The sequence below is a fragment of the Exiguobacterium sp. s16 genome (assembly GCF_018618115.1).
Lineage (GTDB): Bacteria > Bacillota > Bacilli > Exiguobacteriales > Exiguobacteriaceae > Exiguobacterium > Exiguobacterium mexicanum_A.
Genome location: NZ_JACSLM010000002.1, coordinates 238,117 through 261,521 on the forward strand (window position 1 = coordinate 238,117; position 23,405 = coordinate 261,521).

The 23,405-nt window shown below is 53.0% G+C and carries 24 protein-coding genes; 20 read left to right on the forward strand and 4 right to left on the reverse strand.

The features are described from left to right. The first annotated feature begins 9 nt into the window (after positions 1–9). The 5 genes from nrdR (at position 10) to KNP86_RS04720 (ending at position 6,019) form a co-directional block, all read left to right on the forward strand. Positions 10–477, forward strand: coding sequence for a transcriptional regulator NrdR (gene nrdR, locus KNP86_RS04700; protein ID WP_021065634.1), 468 nt, complete (start codon positions 10–12; stop codon positions 475–477). A gap of 42 nt (positions 478–519) precedes the next feature. Then, complete coding sequence (locus KNP86_RS04705; RefSeq protein WP_034778203.1) at positions 520–1,872, forward strand: DnaD domain protein; 1,353 nt, start codon at positions 520–522, stop codon at positions 1,870–1,872. 5 nt (positions 1,873–1,877) lie between these two features. Next, entirely contained in the window at positions 1,878–2,792 is a 915-nt protein-coding gene (gene dnaI, locus KNP86_RS04710) for a primosomal protein DnaI (RefSeq protein ID WP_021065636.1), read from the forward strand. 312 nt (positions 2,793–3,104) lie between these two features. Then, complete coding sequence (thrS, locus tag KNP86_RS04715) at positions 3,105–5,042, forward strand: threonine--tRNA ligase (protein ID WP_214753054.1); 1,938 nt, start codon at positions 3,105–3,107, stop codon at positions 5,040–5,042. A 113-nt stretch (positions 5,043–5,155) separates the two neighbouring features. Further along, positions 5,156–6,019 (forward strand): DUF1002 domain-containing protein, encoded by an 864-nt coding sequence (locus KNP86_RS04720; protein WP_214706316.1) that lies wholly within the window; start codon positions 5,156–5,158, stop codon positions 6,017–6,019. 53 nt (positions 6,020–6,072) lie between these two features. Here the strand turns inward: KNP86_RS04720 and KNP86_RS04725 are convergent, their stop codons facing one another. Next, on the reverse strand, positions 6,073–6,282 hold the full coding sequence (locus KNP86_RS04725) for a hypothetical protein (protein WP_034778198.1): 210 nt from the start codon (positions 6,280–6,282) through the stop codon (positions 6,073–6,075). A 338-nt stretch (positions 6,283–6,620) separates the two neighbouring features. On the opposite strand from KNP86_RS04725, the gene infC reads away from it, so the two are divergent. From infC to pheT, 9 genes are all read left to right on the forward strand, one after another. Then, positions 6,621–7,151 (forward strand): translation initiation factor IF-3, encoded by a 531-nt coding sequence (infC, locus tag KNP86_RS04730; protein WP_021065640.1) that lies wholly within the window; start codon positions 6,621–6,623, stop codon positions 7,149–7,151. A 30-nt stretch (positions 7,152–7,181) separates the two neighbouring features. After that, positions 7,182–7,376 carry a 50S ribosomal protein L35 gene (gene rpmI / locus KNP86_RS04735; RefSeq protein WP_021065641.1) on the forward strand — a complete coding sequence of 65 codons (195 nt, stop codon included), beginning with the start codon at positions 7,182–7,184 and terminating at the stop codon, positions 7,374–7,376. Between the two features lie 28 nt (positions 7,377–7,404). Further along, a complete protein-coding gene (rplT, locus tag KNP86_RS04740; protein WP_021065642.1) occupies positions 7,405–7,764 on the forward strand; it encodes a 50S ribosomal protein L20 in 360 nt (119 codons plus the stop codon). 86 nt (positions 7,765–7,850) lie between these two features. After that, a complete protein-coding gene (locus KNP86_RS04745; RefSeq protein WP_034778195.1) occupies positions 7,851–8,105 on the forward strand; it encodes a hypothetical protein in 255 nt (84 codons plus the stop codon). A 23-nt stretch (positions 8,106–8,128) separates the two neighbouring features. Beyond that, complete coding sequence (locus tag KNP86_RS04750; protein ID WP_029595195.1) at positions 8,129–8,611, forward strand: dUTP diphosphatase; 483 nt, start codon at positions 8,129–8,131, stop codon at positions 8,609–8,611. A 25-nt stretch (positions 8,612–8,636) separates the two neighbouring features. After that, positions 8,637–9,716 (forward strand): M42 family metallopeptidase, encoded by a 1,080-nt coding sequence (locus KNP86_RS04755; RefSeq protein ID WP_034778191.1) that lies wholly within the window; start codon positions 8,637–8,639, stop codon positions 9,714–9,716. A 1-nt stretch (position 9,717) separates the two neighbouring features. After that, a complete protein-coding gene (locus KNP86_RS04760; protein ID WP_214753056.1) occupies positions 9,718–10,464 on the forward strand; it encodes a TrmH family RNA methyltransferase in 747 nt (248 codons plus the stop codon). Between the two features lie 301 nt (positions 10,465–10,765). Beyond that, the gene (pheS, locus tag KNP86_RS04765; protein ID WP_034778187.1) at positions 10,766–11,788 is read left to right on the forward strand and encodes a phenylalanine--tRNA ligase subunit alpha; all 1,023 of its coding nucleotides are present in this window, start codon (positions 10,766–10,768) and stop codon (positions 11,786–11,788) included. A gap of 12 nt (positions 11,789–11,800) precedes the next feature. Continuing rightward, a complete protein-coding gene (gene pheT, locus KNP86_RS04770; protein WP_214753058.1) occupies positions 11,801–14,176 on the forward strand; it encodes a phenylalanine--tRNA ligase subunit beta in 2,376 nt (791 codons plus the stop codon). 42 nt (positions 14,177–14,218) lie between these two features. Here the strand turns inward: pheT and KNP86_RS04775 are convergent, their stop codons facing one another. The 3 genes from KNP86_RS04775 to rnhC form a co-directional block, all read right to left on the reverse strand. Then, positions 14,219–15,241 (reverse strand): PTS sugar transporter subunit IIC, encoded by a 1,023-nt coding sequence (locus KNP86_RS04775; RefSeq protein WP_034778182.1) that lies wholly within the window; start codon positions 15,239–15,241, stop codon positions 14,219–14,221. A 327-nt stretch (positions 15,242–15,568) separates the two neighbouring features. After that, positions 15,569–16,381 carry an alpha/beta fold hydrolase gene (locus tag KNP86_RS04780; protein ID WP_138859206.1) on the reverse strand — a complete coding sequence of 271 codons (813 nt, stop codon included), beginning with the start codon at positions 16,379–16,381 and terminating at the stop codon, positions 15,569–15,571. A gap of 72 nt (positions 16,382–16,453) precedes the next feature. Next, positions 16,454–17,365 carry a ribonuclease HIII gene (gene rnhC / locus KNP86_RS04785; RefSeq protein WP_138859207.1) on the reverse strand — a complete coding sequence of 304 codons (912 nt, stop codon included), beginning with the start codon at positions 17,363–17,365 and terminating at the stop codon, positions 16,454–16,456. Between the two features lie 123 nt (positions 17,366–17,488). Here rnhC and KNP86_RS04790 point away from each other — a divergent pair, with 123 nt between their 5' ends. The 6 genes from KNP86_RS04790 to KNP86_RS04815 all read left to right on the forward strand — a co-directional run bounded on the left by KNP86_RS04790 (position 17,489) and on the right by KNP86_RS04815 (position 23,404). Continuing rightward, complete coding sequence (locus tag KNP86_RS04790; RefSeq protein ID WP_034778175.1) at positions 17,489–17,890, forward strand: hypothetical protein; 402 nt, start codon at positions 17,489–17,491, stop codon at positions 17,888–17,890. Further along, on the forward strand, positions 17,890–18,411 hold the full coding sequence (locus KNP86_RS04795; RefSeq protein ID WP_214753060.1) for an NfeD family protein: 522 nt from the start codon (positions 17,890–17,892) through the stop codon (positions 18,409–18,411). The genes KNP86_RS04790 and KNP86_RS04795 overlap by 1 nt, the downstream gene beginning before the upstream one ends. Positions 18,412–18,414: 3 nt before the next feature. Then, positions 18,415–19,929: a flotillin lipid rafts scaffold protein FloT gene (locus KNP86_RS04800; RefSeq protein ID WP_034778170.1), complete on the forward strand. Its 1,515-nt coding sequence runs from the start codon at positions 18,415–18,417 to the stop codon at positions 19,927–19,929. A gap of 138 nt (positions 19,930–20,067) precedes the next feature. Next, positions 20,068–21,039 carry a BMP family lipoprotein gene (locus KNP86_RS04805; RefSeq protein WP_034778167.1) on the forward strand — a complete coding sequence of 324 codons (972 nt, stop codon included), beginning with the start codon at positions 20,068–20,070 and terminating at the stop codon, positions 21,037–21,039. Continuing rightward, a complete protein-coding gene (locus KNP86_RS04810) occupies positions 21,036–22,679 on the forward strand; it encodes a methyl-accepting chemotaxis protein (RefSeq protein WP_214712729.1) in 1,644 nt (547 codons plus the stop codon). The genes KNP86_RS04805 and KNP86_RS04810 overlap by 4 nt, the downstream gene beginning before the upstream one ends. A gap of 155 nt (positions 22,680–22,834) precedes the next feature. Further along, complete coding sequence (locus tag KNP86_RS04815; protein WP_034778163.1) at positions 22,835–23,404, forward strand: helix-hairpin-helix domain-containing protein; 570 nt, start codon at positions 22,835–22,837, stop codon at positions 23,402–23,404. Position 23,405: the final 1 nt, after the last annotated feature.

Genomic DNA, 23,405 nt, shown 5'->3' on the forward strand with positions numbered 1-23,405 from the left:
GGGCTGAGCATGCGTTGTCCTAAATGCGATCATAATGGAACGAGAGTGCTCGACTCCCGGCCAGTACAAGATTTCTATTCGATTCGTCGCCGTCGCGAATGCGAGGAGTGCGGCTATCGCTTTACCACGTTTGAAACGGTCGAACAGACACCGCTCATCATCGTCAAAAAAGACGGGAATCGGGAAGAGTTCAGCCGTGAGAAAGTGCTTCGCGGGATTATTCGGGCGTGCGAGAAACGTCCGGTCACGCTGGAGCAACTTGAAGGTGTGGTCACGAAAGTCGAACAACAGTTACGCGCCCTCGGCCAGTCCGAGATTCCGAGTGAACAGGTTGGGGAGCTCGTCATGAACGAGCTCGCGCGGGTCGACGAAGTGGCATACGTCCGCTTCGCGTCCGTCTATCGCCAGTTCAAAGATATCTCTGTGTTCTTTAAAGAACTAGAAGATTTAATGAAGCAAGAAAAATCGACCAACTAAACGGGCGGCCTGCTGGTCGCCTTTTTTCAAGGGAGACCTACCATGGAAAAAGAACGAATCCTGTACGGAACTGACGAACTGTTGATCATGAGCACCGGACTCATCGATCGCGAGTCGTATCAGTCGCTGTACCATTTATATCAGCCGGTCATCGGAGTGAAGGCGCTCGCGATGTATCAGACGCTTTGGAGCGAGCTGAAGCCCGGAAAAATGAAATCGAACTATATGTCACATAGCGCGCTTTGTGAGATGCTCGATTACTCGATCAACGAGCTGACAGACTGTCTGTTCCGGCTCGAAGCGATCGGTCTCGTCCGGACGTATAAGACGAAAGACGAGCGCTTGACCCAGTACGTGTATCAACTGCGGGTCCCACTCGCACCCCATACGTTCTTGAATGACGGGCTGTTGTCGAGTTTCCTCTTCTATAAAGTCGGGGAAGTCCGCTTTAAACAGTTACAAGGTCGATTCACGATCGATCCATTGCCGGCCGGAATCATTGAAGTGACGAAAGACTTTAATGAAGTGTTCGACGTCAAAGGGGTCAATCATATGGCGTTCACACAAAAGAACTACGAGAAACCTGACCGCGCCAAAATCGAGATCAACTATACGTTCGATATGGAAATCGTCAAAAAGTTGACGAACTTTCCCGTCGGCTTCTTCACGAAGAAGCTCGATGAGACGATCACGAAGCTTGCCTACGTCTCCCAAATCGATGAAGAGACGATGGCCGAGATGTTGAAGGAGTACTTCGTCCACGAGGCGTATCTACCGCTCAGCGAGCAAGAGAAGCGCGACGGCTGTCGTCAGATGGTGTTGCAGTTGAAGAAAAAACAGACGCGCCATCGGAAAGTGAAGTCGGATGAGACGGAGAAGGCAGAAATCGGTGATCTGCATGACGTGACTGTCATGGAAGAAGCGCATCCGCATCAGTACGTGTCGACGTTACGGAAGACGCCACAGTTGTCGAAGAGCGACGAGCAACTCATCATCGACCTCGTCGATACGCTCGGACTCGCGCCAAGTGTCATCAACGCGTTGTTCTATTACTGTATCGAAGTGAAGAAGCAGACTCGGCTCAGTGAGAACTACGTCATGCGAATCGCGACGAGTTGGAAGACGGCAGGCTATTTGAACGCCAAAGACGCGTTGGAACAAGAAGCGACGCAAGACGCGCTCATCGAGAAGAAACAGCAGAAGCGGGAGAACGTGCAACAGCGGACGACCGTCGGCTCGAGACGCAAAGACAAGACCGAGATGCCAAAATGGCTCGAGGACGAGGCGAAAGAGCAACGGACGTACGATCAAAAACGAAAACAAGAGCTCGAGGCATCGGTTCCAGACGACGCGGAACTCGTCAAGTTGTTAAATGAATTGAAAGAGAAAGGATGAGGGACATGGAACGCATCAATCAAACGCTCGCCCAAATGATGAACCGGAAAGAAGTGCGGGAAGCGTACGAATCGATTCGCCGGCGCACCCTCGAACATCCAGAAGTCGTCGCTTTTTTAAAGGCGCATCCGGAGTTAGACGAGACGGCGGTCGAGGTCGGCTTTACGAAGCTCAGTGAATATGCAGAACAGATGGACGGCAAGAAGCTCGTCGAGGAGCAAGCCGTCATCCCGGGCCATCAGCCGGTGCTCTATGTCGACCTCGGTCAAATCGCGATCCGTTATGAAGAGACGGTCAAGCATCGTCAAGCACGGCGCCAAAAAGAGATGGACCGGAAGTTTAAGAGCTTATTCTTGCCGGAAGAAGTGCGAGAGGCGAGCTTTGAATCGTTCGACTGGTCGGATGACGCCCGTAAAATCGCACTCCGTGAATCGATGCGGTTCGTCTCGGGCATGAAGACCCGCCAAAAAGTGAACGGCCTGTACTTACACGGCAGCTTCGGGGTCGGGAAGACGTATTTGCTTGCGGCGATTGCCAACGAACTGAAAGTGGCGGACATCGAGACGATTCTCGTCCACGCCCCGGGATTCGTCTCGGAAGCGAAACGAAAGATCCGGACCGATTCGTTCGACTCATTTTTGACGTCGTTCCAACACGTACCGGTGTTATTGATCGATGACATCGGTGCCGAGGCGATCAGTCCGTGGGTACGCGACGAGCTGTTCGGGATCATCTTGCAATATCGCATGATGCATCGCTTACCGACGCTTTACAGTTCGAACTTCAGCGGTGAAGAGCTCGAGACGCACTTCTCGATCGACGGTTCGCCGCAGAACAAAATGAAAGCCCAGCGGCTCATGCAGCGCATCTCAACGACGACGACACAAATCGAATTAAAAGGTGAGAACCGACGTCGGTAAAGGGATTGTATTTCTTGAACGAGTTGACTATACTAATAATCATATAACCGATGCATCGAAGAGGACATGAGACGTCGTCACGGGTTTCAAAGCGAGGGAAGACTGGTGAGAGCTTCCTAAACACGCCGATCGCCTTACTCCCTCAGAGCACCGTACGGGCCAATCGTGCGGCGATTCACACTCGTTATCGTGTGTTCGAGCCAAGCGTTACGCTTGGGAACGAGGGTGGTACCACGAGAATCAAAGCTCGTCCCTTTCATAGGGATGGGCTTTTTTTATTTATTTTTAAATGTAGAGAGGGGAAGTTGACACATGATTCAATTGACATTTCCAGATGGGGCCGTCAAAGAGTTTGAGGCCGGCATCACAGCAGAAGAAGTAGCAGGTTCGATTAGTCCAGGACTCCGAAAAAAAGCAATCGCCGCCAAAATCGATGGTGAGATGATCGATTATCGTCGTCCGATTGAACAGGACGGTAAAATCGAGCTCGTCATGCCGGATTCGGAAGAGGGCATCGATTTGATGCGCCACTCGTCAGCCCACTTGATGGCCCAAGCCATCAAACGGTTATACGGCGAAGAAGGCAGTATCTACCTCGGCATCGGACCGACGATCGAGAACGGTTTTTATTATGATATCGAGATGGATCGCCGCATCAACGAAGAAGATCTCCCGGAAATCGAGAAAATGATGAAGCGGATCGTCGACGAGAACTTGGACATCACACGTGAAGTCGTGTCGCGCGACGAGGCGCTCGAACGCTACAAGGCGCTCGGAGACCCGCTCAAAATCGAATTGATTGAAGATATCCCGGCGAGCGAGACGCTCACGATTTACCATCAAGGCGAATTTTTCGACTTGTGCCGCGGACCGCACGTCCCGTCGACATCGAAGTTGAAAGTGTTCAAGTTGATGAGCGTGGCCGGTGCATACTGGCGCGGCGACTCGGACAATAAGATGCTCCAACGCATTTACGGAACGGCGTTCGCGACGAAAGAACAACTCGCGGAACACTTGCGTCTATTGGAAGAAGCGAAAGAGCGCGACCATCGCAAGCTCGGGAAAGAGCTCGATCTCTTCTTCGTGTCGCAAGAAGTCGGCCAAGGTTTGCCGATGTGGCTCCCGAAAGGTGCCTCGATCCGTCGGACGGTCGAACGTTATATCGTCGACAAAGAGCTCGAGCTCGGGTATCAGCACGTCTACACACCGGTCCTCGGTTCGGTCGACTTGTATAAGACGTCTGGTCACTGGGATCACTATCAAGACGATATGTTCCCGAAAATGGAGATGGACAACGAGGAACTCGTCCTTCGTCCGATGAACTGTCCGCACCACATGACGATTTATAAACATGAGCCGCGCTCATATCGCGAACTCCCGCTTCGCATCGCCGAGCTCGGCGGTATGCACCGTTACGAGATGTCAGGTGCGCTCACAGGCCTCCAACGCGTCCGTTACATGGTGTTGAACGACGGGCACACATTCGTCACGCCGGAACAGATGAAGCAAGAATTCAAAGATATCGTCCACTTGATTCAAGAAGTGTACGCTGACTTCGGCATCAAAGACTATCGTTTCCGCTTGTCTTACCGTGACCCGGCCGACAAAGAGAAATACTTCGACAACGACGCAATTTGGGAAACAGCCCAACGTCAATTGAAAGAGACGATGGATGAGCTCGGTCTCCCGTATTTCGAAGCCGAAGGCGAAGCGGCATTTTACGGACCGAAACTCGACGTCCAAGTCCGCACGGCGCTCGGCAAAGAAGAGACGTTGTCGACGGTCCAACTCGACTTCTTGCTCCCTGAGCGGTTCGACTTGACGTACACAGGACCAGACGGCAAAGACCATCGCCCAATCGTCCTTCACCGTGGTGTCGTCTCGACGATGGAACGTTTCGTCGCCTACTTGATTGAAGAGTATAAAGGCGCGTTCCCGACATGGCTCGCCCCGGTCCAAGTCAAATTGATCCCGGTCTCACACGTCCACGACGAATACGTCGCGGAAGTGAAAGCAGAGCTCGTCAAGCGCGGTGTCCGCGTCGAAACGGACCTTCGTGATGAGAAACTCGGCTACAAGATTCGGGAAGCACAGATGAAGAAAATCCCGATGACGCTCGTCCTCGGAGATAAAGAACGTGATGAGCGTGCAGTCAACATCCGTCGTTATGGACAACAAGAACAAGTATCGGCCACGCTCGATGAATTCTTGTCGTCACTTACAGCAGAGATCGCCAACCGTTCACGTTAATATGTCGACCATCCTTCATTGGAAGGGTGGTCGTTTTTTCGGTCTTGAGACGGATGCGGAAGACTTCACCAAACACGTATGGTAGAAGAAAGGAGTGATTCATTTTGAATTATATGAAACCATTAGTGGCGTTGACGATCGGTTCGGTCGTCGCGACAAGCATGATTCCAAAAGTAAACGCAGAAGCCATCGTCGATGATACGATTGTCACACTCGGGGAGTCGTTATCGGCGAGCCAACGGGACTGGGTGCTCGAACGGGTTGAGGCACCGGCGGGGATTGAGCCGATCATCACGACCTCAGCCGATGAAGATAAATACTTAGGGGATGCCGTCCCGCAAGCGCAGCGCGGCGGGGGGATGTATTCATCAGCCCGCATCAAACTGACCGACGGGACCGGGCTCGATATCAAAACGGAAAACGTGACATGGGTTACCGAAGATATGTATGCGAACGCTCTCGTGACGGCAGGCGTCACGGATGCCGATATTTATATCACGTCGCCGATTCGCGTCACCGGGACGTCGGCGTTGACGGGCATCATGAAAGCCTATGATCAGACGGCCGCGGAGACAGGCATTCAATTGAGCGAGGAACGGAAAGACTTGGCGCAAGAAGAGCTCGCGGTCACGTCTGAGATCGGGAAGACGGTCGGGCAAGAGGACGTGGCCGGACTCATGAACGAGATTAAAGCGGAAATTGCGAATAAGGCACCGGAGACGAACATCGAGATTCGAGATATCGTCATCCAAGTGTTGAATCAAAACAACGTCCAACTGTCTGATACGCAGTTGACGCAATTGACGACGTTGTTCGAGAACATGCAGCAGGCGAACCTCGACTGGGGTGCAATCAGCAATGGGTTACAAGGGGCCGGTCAAGACGTTCAGGCGTTTCTCGAGACCGAGGAAGTCCAAGGCTTCTTCGCCCGTTTGTTCGAAGCGCTCAGCAACTTCTTCAAGTCGTTGACGAATTGAACGGGCTTTGAGTACATGACAAATGGTATTGAAAAAAGGGCCTCGGCCCTTTTTCAATACCATCGTTTATGGATATAGTCGCGAGCAGACTCGTGGTCGTCCACAATCTTCAACGTGATTCGGTTCATCTCTTCTAAAAGGTCTGTCAATACCGCTTCGAGCTTGGCATCACTCACGTCATGGTGGCGCATCGTCTCTTGTACGATGTGTTTGATTTGGTCGTGATAATCATGGTCACCTTTCACTTGCTGTCTCCAAGACACGGCCCATCCCTCCTTTTTTATTTTATTCCCTCGGAAAAGGTATTGCGAAACAACGAAATGACTGTTATCATCATAAAAGTGTGAGCTACCAATTATTCATGCGCGAATTCTTGACATCTTAATCCTATTGGTGTTAAGATGACATAGTGATTAAATACAACAAAGCAGAAGCGCCCGCTTCTCACCTCGTCCGAACAGCTTCGGTCAGGTCCATCATGTACGTGAAGCAGTCGAGCCTTGGTCTCTGCTGACTCCGAAATGATGTGTGGGCGGGAAACTGCCGACGCTTTTTTTATTGCCATGTTGTCTTATCAATCTAAAACTCGTGCAATCGCACGATGGAGGTGCTAACCATTAGCAAAGAGCTCTTTATCAACGAAAACATTCGTGCCCGTGAAGTTCGCTTAATTGGAGCGGACGGTGCACAACTCGGTGTGCAATCGCGTAATGAAGCATTACGTTTAGCAGAAGAGGCTGAACTCGATCTCGTCTTGGTCGCCGATAAAGCTAACCCACCGGTCGCTAAAATCATGGACTATGGGAAATACCGTTTCGAACTCCAGAAAAAGGAGAAAGAAGCGCGTAAAAACCAAAAAGTCATCCAATTGAAAGAAGTACGCCTCAGCCCGACAATCGAGGAAAACGATTTCCAAACGAAATTGCGTAACGCTCGCAAATTCCTTGAAAATGGTAACAAAGTGAAAGCGTCGATCCGTTTCCGCGGACGCGCCATCACACACTCGGAAATCGGCCGACGCGTTATGGAAAAATTGGCGGCGGAATGTGCCGACTTGGCAACAGTTGAGCAAAAGCCGAAGATGGAAGGACGCAGCATGTTCTTAGTGCTGGCTCCGAAGAAAGAAGATTAATCATCGAGTCATAGTGGGGAGGAAATACTCATGCCGAAAATGAAATCGCACCGTGGTGCTTCTAAACGTTTCAAACGTACTGCATCAGGTAAACTCAAGCGTTCACACGCTTACACAAGTCACTTGTTTGGTAACAAATCGACTAAAGCGAAACGTAAGCTCCGTAAAGGTGCTATCGTATCAGCTGGAGACTTCAAACGCATTCGCAACATGATCGCGAAGTAATACAGAAAGAATTTAGGAGGGAAACCATATGCCACGCGTAAAAGGCGGTTATACGACTCGTCAACGTCGTAAAAAGCAAATCAAGCTTGCCAAAGGTTATTTTGGCTCGAAACACATTCTATTTAAAGTAGCAAAACAACAAGTCATGAAGTCACTCATGTACGCTTACCGTGACCGTCGTCAAAAGAAACGTGATTTCCGTCGTCTTTGGATCACACGTATCAATGCGGCAGCACGCACAAACGGCCTCTCATACAGCCGTATGATGCACGGACTCAAGCTCGCAGGGATCGACATCAACCGTAAGATGCTTGCTGAGCTTGCTGTGACAGATGCACAAGCATTCGCGTCACTTGCTGATACAGCTAAATCAAAATTGAACGCGTAATCGTTCAATCGACAGCGCCGAGACCTTATCTCGGCGCTTTCTTTTTTCAGATTTTTTCCTTAAACTTAAGATAAGGAGGACGTCCCATGGATCAATCAGTCTTAGCCATCGTCGCATTGGCGCTCATCGTCTTGAACGTCTACACCTATTTGCAGGCGAAACGTTACACGCTCGGAGAAGGTGATTTCAACGTCTTGTACGCGTACGCAGGTGGTGCGATCGGTGCTCTGTTCGGACTTCATTTGACGCGTAAAAAGGCGGTTCATGCCCCAAAACGTGTTCAAATACAAGTATTGATTTTGGCAGTCGGCTGGTCTTTAATGATTTTAGTACTGCTTTGAATGGAGAATAGGAGGAGCAACCGGTGAACTGGACAACATTGTTTGATCGGCAGCGTGAATTAGATGAGCGGATCAAAGAAGAACATCAATTATCCGGGAACCAATTTGATGAGCGTTTGCTTGCTTTGCTCGTCGAGCTTGGTGAACTCGCCAATGAGACCCGTAGTTTTAAATTTTGGTCAACGAAGGGCCCGTCGCCTCAAGACGTGATCTTAGAAGAGTATGTCGACGGCATTCATTTCTTATTGTCGCTCGGACTTGCCCTCGGGTATGAACGTGATTCGTTCCCGGCAGGTAGCTCGTATCTTGACGCGACTGACGCTTTTTTAGACGTGTTCCGCAAAGTGACGAACTTTGGTTTGTCGAAGACGGAACCGATGTACGAGACGCTGATGGCGGCTTATCTCGAACTTGGCTATACGCTCGGTATCAATGAAGAGTTGATGGTGATGGCGTATATGGCGAAAAATGAAAAGAACCATGAGCGACAAAATCAAGGTTACTAATCAAAAATCGAAGGAGCGATGCCCCATGAACGAATCATTACATATGTTGAAACGCTTGACGGATGCCACAGGTGTCCCTGGAAATGAAGGCGAAGTCCGCTCACTCATGCGTGAGTATTTAGAACCTCACGTCGAAACGTTCGAACAGGATGGGCTAGGCAGTCTGTTTGGTCGAGTGACGGGCGATGCGGAAGGTCCGCGTGTCATGATTGCCGGTCATATGGACGAAGTCGGGTTCATGGTCACGCGCGTTGAAGAGGGCGGTTTCCTCCGCTTCCAAGCACTCGGCGGCTGGTGGAACCAAGTTCTCCTCGCACAGCGCATGGACGTCGTCACACGCTCGGGAGAGAAGATCCCAGGCGTCATCGGTGCCAAACCACCTCACGTCCTTCCGGTCGAGGCACGCAAGAAGCCGGTTGAAATCAAAGACATGTTCCTTGATATCGGTGCAACGTCGAAAGAACAAGTGGCCGAGTGGGGCATTCGTCCGGGCGATACGGTCGTCCCGCATTGTGAGTTCACGGTCATGAAGAACGAAGATTTCTTGATGGCAAAAGCATGGGATAACCGAATCGGTTGTGCCATCGCGATCGAGGCGGCGAAACGTTTGAAGAACGAACAAGTGCCAGGTGTCGTCTATACCGGAGCGACGGTCCAAGAAGAAGTCGGGTTGCGTGGTGCCGTCACGGCCGCCAACTTGGTCAAACCAGACGTCGCCATCGCCGTCGATACAGGCATTCCTGGAGATACGCCAGGAATGACGCCGGCAGAAGGATTGTCGAAACTCGGGGAAGGGGTCCAAGTCATCTTCTTTGATGCGACGACCGTCACGAACCCACGCCTCATCGATTTGATTGTCGACGTGGCCAAAGAGAACGACATCAAGTACCAATTGGATTTGACGCCGGGCGGCGGGACAGACGCAGGTCGGTTCCATTTGTCTGGAGTCGGAATGCCGGCCGTCGCGCTCACGGTGCCGGTCCGTTATTTGCATACGAATGTCTCGATCATTCACAAAGCAGATTATGAAGCAGCCGTCGATTTGGTCGTAGCGCTCACGAAACGACTCGACCAAGAAACGGTTCAATGGTTGAAAGAGGGATAATATGACGAAAATCACGTCTACGAAAAGTGAGACGATCAAACGCTTAAAGCGATTGATGACGAAAAAAGGCAGACAAGAGTCCGGGCAATTTTTAGTCGAAGGCGAGCATTTGGTCGACGAGGCGATTCGTGCCGGACGACTCGTTCAGCTGATCATGGGGGAATCGTATACCCCGAAAGGATCGTGGCGCCTCGATGAGATGCCGGTCCTCGAACTATCGGACCATGTGGCCGACCTGTTATCTGAAACGGAGAAGACGCAAGGTGTGTTCGCCGTCGTCAAGATGGCCCCGGTCGAACGGAAGATGAAGCACGTCCTCGTCCTCGACCGGATTCAAGACCCAGGTAACCTCGGGACGATGATTCGCACGGCCGATGCGGCCGGATTTGACACGGTCCTCCTCGGCAAAGGGACGGTCGACCCGTTCAACGCCAAGGTCGTCCGGGCAACGCAAGGTTCGTTGTTCCACGTGAACGTGCGCTCGGTCGATTTGCTCGAGATGCTGCCAGAACTGAAGAGCGAAGGCTTCCATGTGTATGGGACCGCACTCGCGAAAGCGACGTCTTACGAACAAGTCGACTTCAAGGACAAAGTCGCGCTCGTCATCGGCAATGAGGCGCAAGGCGTCCATAACGACGTGCTTGATTTATGTGACACGCGCGTTCATATCCCGGTTCTCGGCGATGCCGAATCATTGAACGCGGCTGTTGCGGCGGGCATCCTCATGTACCGGATCGCATTACAATAATCTTGTCAGCACTGAAAAATCGTGATAGGTTTATAACATCGAACAACATACCGAATAGACGTTGAAAGAGCATAGTACGCGAACTACCGAACGAGTACAGGGAGCATGGGCCGAGACTGCGAGCCGATGCCTTGGTCGGCGCCGAATTCACTCTCGAGTCGTGTTGGAGACAACACCGGGGTAGCATCCCGATACCGATGCTCTCAAGTGGGCCGATTTCGGCCAAGTAGGGTGGTACCGCGATTATTCGTCCCTTCAGTCATCGACTGGAGGGACTTTTTTTGTAGAGGAGGAAATAAGGATGAAAGAACAGTTAGAACAATTACAGCAAGAGGCATTGCATGAGATTCAAGCGGCTTCGTCGCAAAAAGAATTGAATGATGTCCGCATTAAGTATTTAGGGAAGAAAGGTCCGATGACCGAGGTGCTTCGTGGGATGGGGAAACTGTCTCCTGAAGAACGTCCGGTCGTCGGAGAGTTGGTCAACACGGTTCGGACGACGATCCAAGACACGTTAGAGGCGCGGATCGAGGAAGTGAAGGCGGTCGAACTTGAAGCGAAACTCGCGGCTGAGACAATCGACGTCACACTACCGGGTCGGACGGCGCTGCCGGGCCATACCCATTTACTTCAACAAATCGTCGATGAGATGGAAGACTTGTTCGTCGGGCTCGGCTATACAATCGCCGAAGGCCCGGAAGTCGAGACAGACCTGTACAACTTTGAGATGCTCAACTTGCCGAAAGACCATCCGGCACGTGATATGCAAGACTCGTTCTATATCACGGATGAGACGCTTCTCCGGACACACACGTCACCAGTTCAGGCCCGGACGATGCTCCAAGCCGACGGGAAACCGATTCGAATCATCTGCCCGGGGAAAGTGTACCGCCGCGACGAAGACGACGCGACACACTCACACCAGTTCATGCAAATCGAGGGGCTTGTCGTCGATGAGCACATCTCGATGGCTGATTTGAAAGGCACACTCGAAGTGTTCGTCAAGCAATTGTTCGGTGAGACGCGTGAAATTCGTCTTCGCCCGAGCTTCTTCCCGTTCACGGAACCATCAGTCGAAGTTGATATCTCTTGCTTCAAATGCGGAGGCAAAGGCTGCAACGTCTGTAAGGGAACAGGCTGGATCGAGATTCTCGGAGGCGGCATGGTCCATCCACGCGTTCTCGAGATGGCTGGCTATGACGCCACGAAGATGTCTGGATTCGCATTCGGGATCGGCGTCGAACGGATGGCGATGTTAAAACATGGAGTAGACGATATCCGTCACTTCTATACAAACGATCTACGTTTCATCGAGCAATTCTAAGGGGGAACACATATGTTATTATCGAAAAAATGGTTGAATCAATATATTGATGTATCAGACTTGAGCGGGCAAGAACTCGGAGACTTGATCACGAAGAACGGAATCGAAGTCGAGAGCGTCATCAGCCGCGCTGAAGGATTGTCAGGACTCGTCGTCGGTCACGTCCTCTCGTGCGAGAAACATCCCGAAGCGGACAAGTTGAACGTGACGACGGTCGATATCGGTGCGGACAGCCCGGTGCAAATCGTCTGCGGCGCACCGAACGTCGCGACCGGACAGCACGTCATCGTGGCGACGGTCGGAGCTCGTCTCCCGGGACTCAAAATTAAGAAAGCGAAACTGCGTGGTGTCGAGTCACAAGGGATGATTTGCTCCCTCGAGGAACTCGGTTTTGAGAAGAAGCAGATTCGTGAAGATGAACAGGACGGCATCCATACGTTCCGTGAATCGGTTGATGTCGGTGCGGACGTCATCAGCTTACTCGACCTTGACGACGAAGTGATCGAGCTCGGGTTGACACCGAACCGCTCGGATTGCTTGAGCCTATACGGAATCATCCATGAAGTCGCGGCCATTCTCGAGCGTCCTTACACGCTTCCGTCGGCAGATGTGACGACTGACGCACCAAACGCGGTCAGTGTCCGTCTTGAGACAGACAACTGCCCGTACTACGCGACACGTCGCGTCGATGGTGTCACAATCGGAGATTCGCCACAATGGCTGAAGAACGTCTTGATTGCCGAAGGTGTCCGGCCGATCAACAACGTCGTCGATGTGACGAACTATGTCATGCTCGAGCTCGGCCAGCCGCTACATGCGTTCGATACGGCAAAACTCGGGACGACGATTGCTGTCCGTCAAGCGCATGACGGCGAAGAAATCGTCACGCTCGATGACGTGACGCGCACGCTCGATGCCTCGATGATGGTCATCACGGACGGTGAACGTCCTGTCGCCATTGCCGGCGTCATGGGCGGTGCGAACACAGAAGTCGATGCGACGACGTCGAGTATCATCCTCGAGTCGGCCTACTTCGTACCGGCATCGGTCCGGAAGACGAGCCGTACGCTCGGATTGCGTTCGGATTCGAGTGCCCGCTTTGAAAAAGGAGTCGACCCGGAACGGTTGCAACTGGCCCTCGACCGTGCCGCCGAGCTCATCGTTGAAGTGAGCGGTGGCACGATCAGCGACATCGTCGTCGCTGGGGACAAAGCTTCAGCGGCCCGGACGATCGATGTCTCGGTCGCCTATATCAACCATCGCCTCGGGATGGACCTCGAACAAGCGACAATCGTCCGCATCTTGGAGCGGCTCGGTCTCGACGTGACCGGAGACGAGACGTTGACGGTCCACGTACCGTCACGCCGGCCTGACTTGGAACTACCGGCCGACATCACGGAAGAAGTGGCGCGCCTCTATGGGTATGACAGTCTGCCGTCGACACTCCCGGCGTCGCGTTCAAAAGGGTACCTCCCGCAAGAAAACGTGTTACGTCGCCGAGTTCGTCGTGTCCTTCAAGGGACAGGATTGTCGCAAGCGATCACGTACTCGCTCACGAGCGTCGGACACGCCGCACGCTTCAGTGGGGAAGGCTCGGACAAAGTTAACTTGGCGATGCCGATGAGCGAAGAGCGCTCAGTGCTCCGGACCTCACTCGTCCCAGGTCTCCTCGAAGCGGCGCGATACAACACGTCACGCCAACAAGCGAACGTGCGCTTGTATGAAACAGGACGCGTCTACGTGGAAGAAGGCGAGACGTTACCACGCGAAACGGAACGCGTCGCCGGTGTATTGACGGGGCTTTGGTACGACCATCGCTCGCAAGGCACACGTGTCCCGGTCGACTATTTTGTCGCCAAAGGCATCGTCGATACGCTGTTGCATACACTTCGCATCGACGCGACGTATGAGGCGGCGACGATTGCGGATATGCATCCGGGCCGGACTGCGAACGTCCTCGTGGACGGACGTGTCATCGGCTATGTCGGACAAGTCCATCCGGGCGTGTCAAAAGAAGCGTACGGTTTGAAAGAAGTGTACGTATTCGAGCTCGACTTGGATGTGTTGCATCAGACGGCACAACTCGTCTACGAAGACGTGCCACGTTTCCCATCGATTTCACGCGACTTGGCACTCGTCTTGAAGCGGGATATCCCGGCGGGTCAAGTCGAAGCAACGATCAAACAGGCTGCCGGACCGCTCTTGATCGACCTCGCCTTGTTCGATGTCTATGTCGGAGAGAACGTAGGAGACGATGAAAAATCAATCGCCTTCTCACTCAAATATCAAGACCCGACGCGCACGCTTCAGGATGAAGAAGTGACGGCGTCGTATGAAGCAATCCTTGCAGCCGTTCAAGCGGCCCACGGCGCAGAAGTTCGCGCCTAACCTAAAAAAGGTGTCCACCACGTGTGGACACCTTTTTTGAGTTTACTGGACCTCGAGAGCCAAGTCGCCGAACTTCGTCCAACCGACGAGGCATGTCACTTTATACAACAGGAGCGTGATGACGGCCGGGAGGACGACACCCGTTCCGACGAAGATGAGGAACGCGTCCATTCCTTGCGCGGCAAGGATGTTGAGCGGGGCGATCAACGAGTTGAGGCCGAGCCCTGCGATCTCGTATGGGACCTCGAGCGAGAAGACGAGCGTCGCGATCGGAGCGCTGATCATCGCTGCGATAAATGGTGGCATGACGACGCGAGGATTTTTGACGACGTTCGGGAACTGCACTTTCGGTGTGACGAAGAACGAGGCGACCAAACCGCCCGGATCCGTTTGACGATACGCCATGAGGGTGAAGCCGACGAACTGGGCCGTACATCCGATCAACGCAGCGGCGCTGGCGACCGGGTCGAGCTGGAGCGCGATGGCGAGTGCGGCCGATGAAGCAGGCGACATGAGCATGACGCTAAACACGAGCGCGATGACGAGCGATGTCGCGATTGGAGACGTATTGACCGATGCGGTGATGCTCGCACTGATCGAGTTGATGAGCGGTGTCGTGACGGCGGCTGCCCCGACCCCGACGATCCCGCCGCCTAGGACGGCTGTGACCGGGACGACCATCATGTCGAACTTCGTCTTGCCAAGAACACGTTTACCAAGCCAAACTGCAGCCGCGGCAGCGATTAAAGCACTGATCGGTTGACCAGGTACGAGCACGAGCCCGCTCTCGGTCGGTTGGAGCGCCGCACCACCGACGGTTGCCGCAATCATCGCACTGAACAAAACGAGGGTATTGCCGCCGAGCTGGTAGGCGACACCGGCACCGAGTGCCGGGGCGAGCAACGATTTCGCGACTTGCCCGATCAAGACGAGTGTCTCGATTCCGGCCATCTTCCCAATCGTTTCAATCAAGAGTCCGACCCCGAGCGTGACGAGGACGGCGCTTGCCATTCCTGCTGATATTTTGATCATCCGATCCATTGCGTACTGTTTCACTTCCATCATCTCCTCTATGTGTATCGTTCCAATAAAAAAACCTATCCAGATTGGATAGGCGCGTCGGTCAAACCATGAGCGCCTCGTCCGAAACCATCGAAACAAGGGCCCAAAAATTCGTCTCGGTCATCGAGTCGATTTTCAGTCCCTCAGTCGAATAATAATCAGTAGGCCGTGTTGTGCATGGGTTTTCATCAGTGCCAGCTCCTCCGTTTGTTAAGATTTGTCTAAGAGTAACACGATATTTTTCAATAATCAATATTTTCTGAAAATTTATTTGAAAAAAATTGAAAACCGCTCAAAAAGAAAGACGGCCCCGTGCAGGACCGTCTTTCTTTAAGATGTGCTGGCGGCGAGTGAGCCGACTTGTTGATCGATGAACGCCATCGAGATCGAATTGAAGTGATCGGGTTGGTCGACGTTGACGACGTGACCCGAGTCCGAGACGACCTGGACGCGAGCCGTCGGTTGATGTTTCGCGGTCCGTTCGACAGCTTCAAGGAACATGTAGTCCTCATCACCCATAATATAGAGAATCGGTACGTTCGTCTCGATTGATGAGAAGTGACGAAGCAACGGATTCATATTCTCGGTCATCTTGAACCAGCGGATGAACTCGCGCTGGCATAGGTTGGCCGCGTCGCGGACGAACATCATCCGTGATTTTTTATGACGTTTTTTCGGTAACAAGATCCACGCGAACAACTGATACAGCCACATGTACGGCACGAAGCTCTGCACGAGACTGCCAAGTCGAATCAACAACGTCGAGCGGACGTTGAACTTGACGATGGCCCCACCGAGCACGACGGAAGCGATTCGTTCCGGATGGTGCTCGAACATCGCCTGGATGACGATTGTCCCGAGCGACAGGCCGACCATATGTCCTTTTTCAATCTTCAAATGATCCATGACTTCGACGACGTCTTCGACGACGACGTCGAGCGTATATGCGTTCAGCGGTTGGTTCAACGACTGTTCTTCGTTGTACGAGCCGCCGTGTCCACGGAGATCGAGCAAGAGCACGTTATATTTTTTTTTGAACGGCCGAATTTGACGATACCAATGCGACAGACTTCCACCGGCGCCATGGATGAAGATGACCCAAGGATGGTCGTCGCTTAAAGTGTACGTTTTATAATGCAACATGAACGCTATCCTCCAAAAATTTTTAAGTTCATTAAACCCTAAAATTAATATACCATATCTTCGAAGTGAGGACTATCGTTTCAGCTCACTCAAACGGATCGCTTTCTTCGTGTTGGCGAAGTGGACTTTCGCCACTTCGTTTAAACGTTCTTGACCGTAACGGATGATCAACTCGGCAGCGACTTGATCGACTTTGGCACCGGCCCCTTTCGGTAACGTGACCCCGAGTGTCGCGCTTAACTTGTCCATTTCTTTTAAGAACAAGGCCCGGGCGAGAATCGAGGCAGCGGCCACGGCGACGTGCAGTCCTTCCGCTTTCGTCGAGAAATAGACGTCGTCTTTGACGACCGCCTTTTCAGATCGCAAATGGTTGTAATAGACGTTCTTTTCAGCGAACTGATCGATTAAAATCGCGTCCGGTGTCGCATCGAGCTTCTGTAATAAGGCCGACAAGGCGGCATTATGAGCGATGGCCGTCATTTTACCTTGTGTCATCGTCCGCTGCATCTTATTATACGCCGGATTGTGCAACGTCGCTTTCTGATAGGTGATGGTAACATGTAAATCTTTGGCGATGCGGACGATCTCTGTATCGGACAACAGTTTTGAGTCTTTGACCCCGAGCTCTTTGACAAGGGCGATTTTCTCTTTCGGCACATAGGCGGCGACGACGACGAGCGGTCCGAAATAATCTCCTTTTCCGACTTCATCGCTCCCGATGACAGACCAGTCCGAAAAGCCTTCCGGTAGAACGGTTTTAGGCACACTTGGTTCTTTCTTTATACTCGTTCCCCATTTTGCGGCCTCGCTGTCGGCATCGCGTCCTTGGAACATGACTTTACCCGAATTGTAGACCGTAATCACACACTGAGGTGTTTTGGCACTGAATCGTGCATGGGGCGGTGGATTGACCGCGTGGGCCCGATAACTCGCGATAAGTTCTTCTTGGGCCGCGGTCGACAATTTGATGACTTGATTGCCCAACGTGAGCACTTCCTTTCTAACTCTAGCAAATCAATCTTACATTTTTTTTAGATATTTTGAAACCAAAGTTTCGCTCTAAACGTATAGACAAGTGAGTAAAGAAAGAAGTGAGGTGAGTCGGAGATGTGGTGGCGCGATGACACGGATGAAGATGAGGCGGGATCTCTCTATAAACATATTCTCGAGCTAGAGGCTAGGATTGCGAAGCTGATCGCCCATCAAGTCAGGGTGCGTCGCCTGCTGATGCAAGAATCGTCGGCCGCGGCGACCGAACAAATCATTGCGCTGCAAGCGGAGGTCGATCATTTTTTATCGCTATTGCGACAAGAGCGAGCGGAAGCGGTCGATCGCTACGACCGCTTGCGTCTCGAACAGACGTTAGGACGTGTGCGGCAGGTGGTCGATCAACCGACCCGGCCTTTGTCCGAATGGGACACGATCGAGCAAGCACTCGCACTCGAAGTCGAACATTTGCGTCGTGTTCTTTCCTATGAACGACAGCGTCGCGCCGAGGAGGAGTGGTAATGGAATCGTTAGATCAGCTGTATTGGTGGGTACTCATCATCGCCGGTCTCGGTACATTTTTGTACATGTTATTTTCAGATGCGTTTGATTTATTCGATGGTTGGTTCAATCCAGCGGTCATCCTGTCATTTTTAGCACTCGGTGCGGGCATCGGCCTCATTTTGAACGCGCTCGCCCATGTGTCCCCGATGATCGGGCTCGCCGTCGCACTCGTCGGATCGTTCGCGCTCACGACGCTCCTGTACTTATTCGTCCTCTTGCCGTTATCGAACGCGGAAGAATCGATCGGGATGACCGATGAATCGCTCATCGGACTTGTCGGACGGTTAACCGTCCCCGTTCCGGAAGGCGGTTACGGGGAAGTACTCGTCGAATCGGTCATCGGTTCGATTTTAAAGACGGCTCAAAGTGTGGACGGCAAAGCGATTCCGAGTGATCGACGGGTCATCATCATCGAAGTCGAACGAAACATTGCGGTCGTCATGGAATATGACGAGCCGACAATCCGAAAGGAGTTTTAACTTATGAGCACAGCCATATTAGCCAGTATTATCGTCGGGGTGATTTTGCTCGCCTTGATTTTCGTCTTCGTGTTGAAGTATCGCACGGTCGGACCAGATGAGGCGCTCATCGTCACCGGCAGCTACTTAGGGAAAAAGAATGTCCATAGCGACGCGTCGGGCAACCGTGTAAAGATTATCCGCGGGGGCGGAACGTTCGTCTTGCCGGTGTTCCAGCAAGCGGAACCGCTCAGCCTTCTTTCGAGCAAACTTGAAGTGACGACGCCGGAAGTGTACACCGAGCAAGGCGTACCGGTCATGGCGGACGGTACGGCCATCATCAAAATCGGTGGCTCGATCAGCGAGATCGCCACGGCGGCCGAGCAGTTCCTCGGCAAACCGAAAATCGAACGCGAGAACGAGGCGAAAGAAGTGCTCGAAGGTCACCTCCGTTCCATCCTCGGTTCGATGACAGTTGAAGAGATTTATAAGAACCGCGATAAGTTCTCACAAGAAGTCCAACGCGTCGCCTCACAAGACTTGGCGAAAATGGGGCTCGTCATCGTGTCGTTCACGATTAAAGATGTTCGTGACAAGAACGGCTATCTCGAATCACTCGGGAAACCACGAATCGCGCAAGTGAAACGCGATGCTGATATTGCAACGGCCGAAGCGGACAAAGAGACACGCATCAAACAAGCAGAAGCGATGAAAGACGCGAAGAAAGCTGAACTCGAACGGGCTTCGGAAATCGCAGAAGCCGAGAAAGAGAACCAGCTCCGCATCGCCGCCTATCGTCGTGAGCAAGACGTCGCCAAGGCCCGGGCCGACCAAGCGTATGAACTTGAAGAAGCCCGCGCCAAACAAGAAGTCACCGAGCAACAGATGCAAGTCCAAATCATCGAGCGTCAAAAGCAAATCGAGCTCGAAGAGAAAGAAATCATGCGTCGTGAGAAACAATACGATTCAGAAGTGAAGAAAAAGGCCGACGCCGACCGCTATGCGATCGAACAGTCAGCGGAAGCCGACAAGGCGCGTCAAATCGCCTCGGCCGATGCCGAGAAATATCGTATCGAAGCGGAAGCGAAAGCTGACGCCGAACGCGTTCGACTCGCCGGTGTGGCCGAAGCGGACTCGGAACGGGCCAAAGGGGAAGCCGAAGCCGAGATTATCCGCTTGACGGGTCTCGCCGAAGCCGAAGCGAAACAAAAAATCGCCGAAGCGTTCGAACAGTATGGACAGGCTGCCATTCTCGACATGGTCGTCAAGATGCTTCCGGACTACGCGAAACAGATTGCAGCACCGCTTGGCAATATCGACAAGATCACGGTCGTCGATACGGGCAGCGGCAAAGATGGGGGTGCCGGCAAAGTCACAGGCTACGCTACAGACTTGATGGCATCGCTCCAACAGACGCTCAAAGCGTCGTCAGGAATCGACATGAAAGATTTACTCGACAATTTTGCCGGGAAAGGCAACGTCCAGCCGAGCGCGAATCGCGAATTGAGCGAATCGACGTTCGCCGCGACCGAAGAGTGAGCCGAGAGCCACAGACAATCGTCTGTGGCTTTTTTGTTTCGTGCGGATTCCTCTAAATTTGATAGGAAAGACTTCAAACTCGATCGGTTTCTGACGATAAGGGAGATGTCAGACCATTAGAGAGAGGAAGTAGCTATTATGAAGAAATCACTCATCATCGGCTTGTTGGCCGCATGTGTGACTTGGTTGCCCGGTTGTCAGTCTGTCATCGACCAACCGGAACAAACCGTGGAAACACGTCAATCGATGGGCGTCGTCTTGTCCGATGTTGGTCTCGGGGACCAATCGTTCAGCGACGCGGCGATGCGCGGCATGGGGCAACTCCGGGAGACAGGGAAATGGTTCGTCGACTATCGCGAGCTTGCCGAGACGGAGACATATAAAGCGGGGTTCGAACAGCTCGTCGCGGACGGACATGATGTTATCATCGGTCTTGGTTTCGCATGTCAGACGGATCTTGAAGCGGTGGCGGCCGAACATCCAGAGCAACAGTTCGCGTTGATTGATGCCGTATCGACGTTACCGAACGTCATCTCGGTGACGTTCCAAGAGACGGAAGGCAGTGCACTCGCCGGGGCAGTCGCGGGGCTCGAGACGGAATCGAATAAAATCGGTTTCATCGGGGGTGTCGACAACGAGCTGATTCAAAAATTCGGGACCGGCTTCGAGCTCGGTGCAAAAGGCGTGAATGAAGACGTAACGATGCTCGTCGATTACGCCAACGATTTTGCCTCGCCTGAAATCGGACGTAAGTTGGCAGAGAAACAGATTGAAGCCGGAGCGGACGTGCTGTACGCCGCTGCAGGACTGACAGGGGTCGGTGTCTTAGAAGCAGCGGAACGGAACGGCGTGAAAGCGATTGGCGTCGATAGCGACCAATCGATGATCGCACCGGACGCGGTCATCACGTCGATGTTGAAACAAGTCGATTTGGCCATCGTCGAAATCGCGGATCGGGTCGAAGCGAAGGCGTTCAACGCTCACGTCGAACTCGGGATCGATCAAGGCGGTGTCGGTTTGGCCGCTCTTCGTCGTGTCCAGTGGGATGACGACGAGACAAAACGGTTCGAGGCGTTTCAGAAACAGTTGATGGAGGGGACGCTGAAATGAGCTTACGGAAACGGTTCATCTTTTCGACCGTGTTCACGGTCTTATTGATTGTCTTGATGATGAGTTATGTCTTGTCGACGTTGAATCGTCTGCAAACTTATAACGAGCAGTACGGCACCCAGATGATTGAGTTGTCCCAACTCGAGACGTCGCTCTTGCAGGAGCAGTCCCTTTGGACCTCGCTCGGTGAGCAGATGAGCCAATCGACGCTCACGCAGCTCGAGCGGATTCGGACGACAAACACGGAGACGTTTACGACATTGAAACAGACGTATCTTATTCCTGAATTTGCGAACCACCTTGAACGTGCGACGATGAAGTATGAGCGAATCGGAGCCGAGGTCGAGGCGGCCGAGGCCGGCGGAATCGCCGCCCGGATTCAAGCGGCGAAGCTTGAAGGGGTATTGAACGATGTGAATACGCTCCTCTTGAAAAATGGAACATTCTACGAGGCGTTACAAGCCGAGGCGGCGAGTGAGACGAAACGTCTCCTGCTCGTGTCCGTATTGTTGACGGTCTTTGTCATCGTCGCGCTCAGTGTATACAACTTCTTCTTCGCCCGCTCGATCACCCACCCGCTCGAACGTAACGTCGAGGCGGCGGAAGCGATCGCGGCCGGACGATTGATCACGCTGCCGGATTCGACGCGACGTGATGAAATCGGACGCTTAGAACGAGCGATGCGGGAAATGACGATGTCGCTCCAGACGGTCATCGGTTCCATCCGTGTCACGTCGATGAAAGTGAACGATATGACAGAGACGGCGGCTGCTGAGAACGAGGCCGTGGTCAGTACGACATCGAACATCACGAATGCCGTCGATGAGATGGCGAACGGGGCCCAGTCGATTGCGACCGAACTGCAAGAGACACTTGAATCGGTCGGCATCATGGCGACCTCGTTCGAGACAAGTTTGAACCAGACGAAGCAGACGACCGAACAGACGTCTGAGATGACACGCGAAGTCGCGGCCGGCATCGAGACGTTGACGGACCAGGAAGCGATTTTAGCACGTTCGAGCGAACGTAACGCATCGCTCGTCAACCGGATGGATGATTTCGCCCGGAAAACAGAAGAAATCGAAAAAATGGCGAAGCTCGTGGAAGATGTCGCCGCCCAGACGAACTTGCTCGCCTTGAATGCGGCCATCGAGGCTGCACGGGCAGGGGAGGCAGGACGAGGTTTTGCAGTCGTCGCCAGCGAAGTGAAGAAATTGGCCGAGGAGAGCAACGTGGCGACACGTTCCATCTTTGGTGTCGTCCAGACGATCCGGGACGAGGTCGTCCGCTTGACGGACATGGTCGAAGAGTCGAGTCGGGAACAGACGGCACAGCTCGAGGCGTTCGGAATGACGAAGCAGGCGTTCAACCGAATCCATGACCGCACGGACCACGTCGCCTCGTTTGTCAGTACGATTGAACGCGAGATGGTCGCGTCGAGTTCGGAAGTGACGAACGTCTTGAAACGGGTCGAGGAAGTGAGCGGTGTCACCGAGGAACTTGCGGCGGGGAACGAAGAAGTCGCAGCCTCGATGAAAGAGCAGCAAGCGAGCTTCGATCAGATTTTCGCCTTGATGCAAGAGTTAGAAGGACAAGCCGCGGCGCTCGCGAGCCAAGTTCAACATTTTGAAGAGCACTGAGACAAGTTTCGGCTTGTCTCTTTTTTGTCGTCTCGCTATGTACAGGAAGCGGATGCCTTCGTCCGATAGGCGCGTGGAAAACGACGAGTTCGGCCTCGGCACAGATGACAACGTTTCTTCATACTATAGAAAAGACTCGCTCGAGGAGGGGACGTATGGAGAAGTGGAAACGATATGTCGTCGTGCTGCTGATTGGACTGTTTATCGGGGTGGGCTATATGTTTTATTCGAAAGAACCGGAGACGCCGATGGTCGAACAGTTCGTTGCGACACCCGAACCGGAAGTCGAGCCGAGCGTCCCGACCGAAATCGTCGTCTATGTGACCGGGGCGGTCGAGGCACCGGACATGTATACGATGCCACAAGGTGCGCGTGTCGGTGACGTGTTGTCACTCGCTGTCTTGACGGATGAGGCCGACCCCGAACAATTGAACTTGGCCCAATTGCTCGTCGATGGGACGAAAGTGAGCGTCCCGAAAAAAGGAGAGACGGTCGTTGTGCCGGCCGCTGAAGAAGCGAGCGGGGGGACGAACGGGGTCCATGTCAACAGTGCGACGAAGGACGAACTGATGACCGTACCGGGCATCGGCCCGGCCAAAGCCGAGGCGATTCTCAATCATTTGAAACAACATGGGCCGTTCAAGTCATACGAAGAGATTGGCAACGTCAAAGGATTCGGGGAGAAGACGTTAGAAAGCATGGAAGGTTATTTATTGGTCCCGTGAC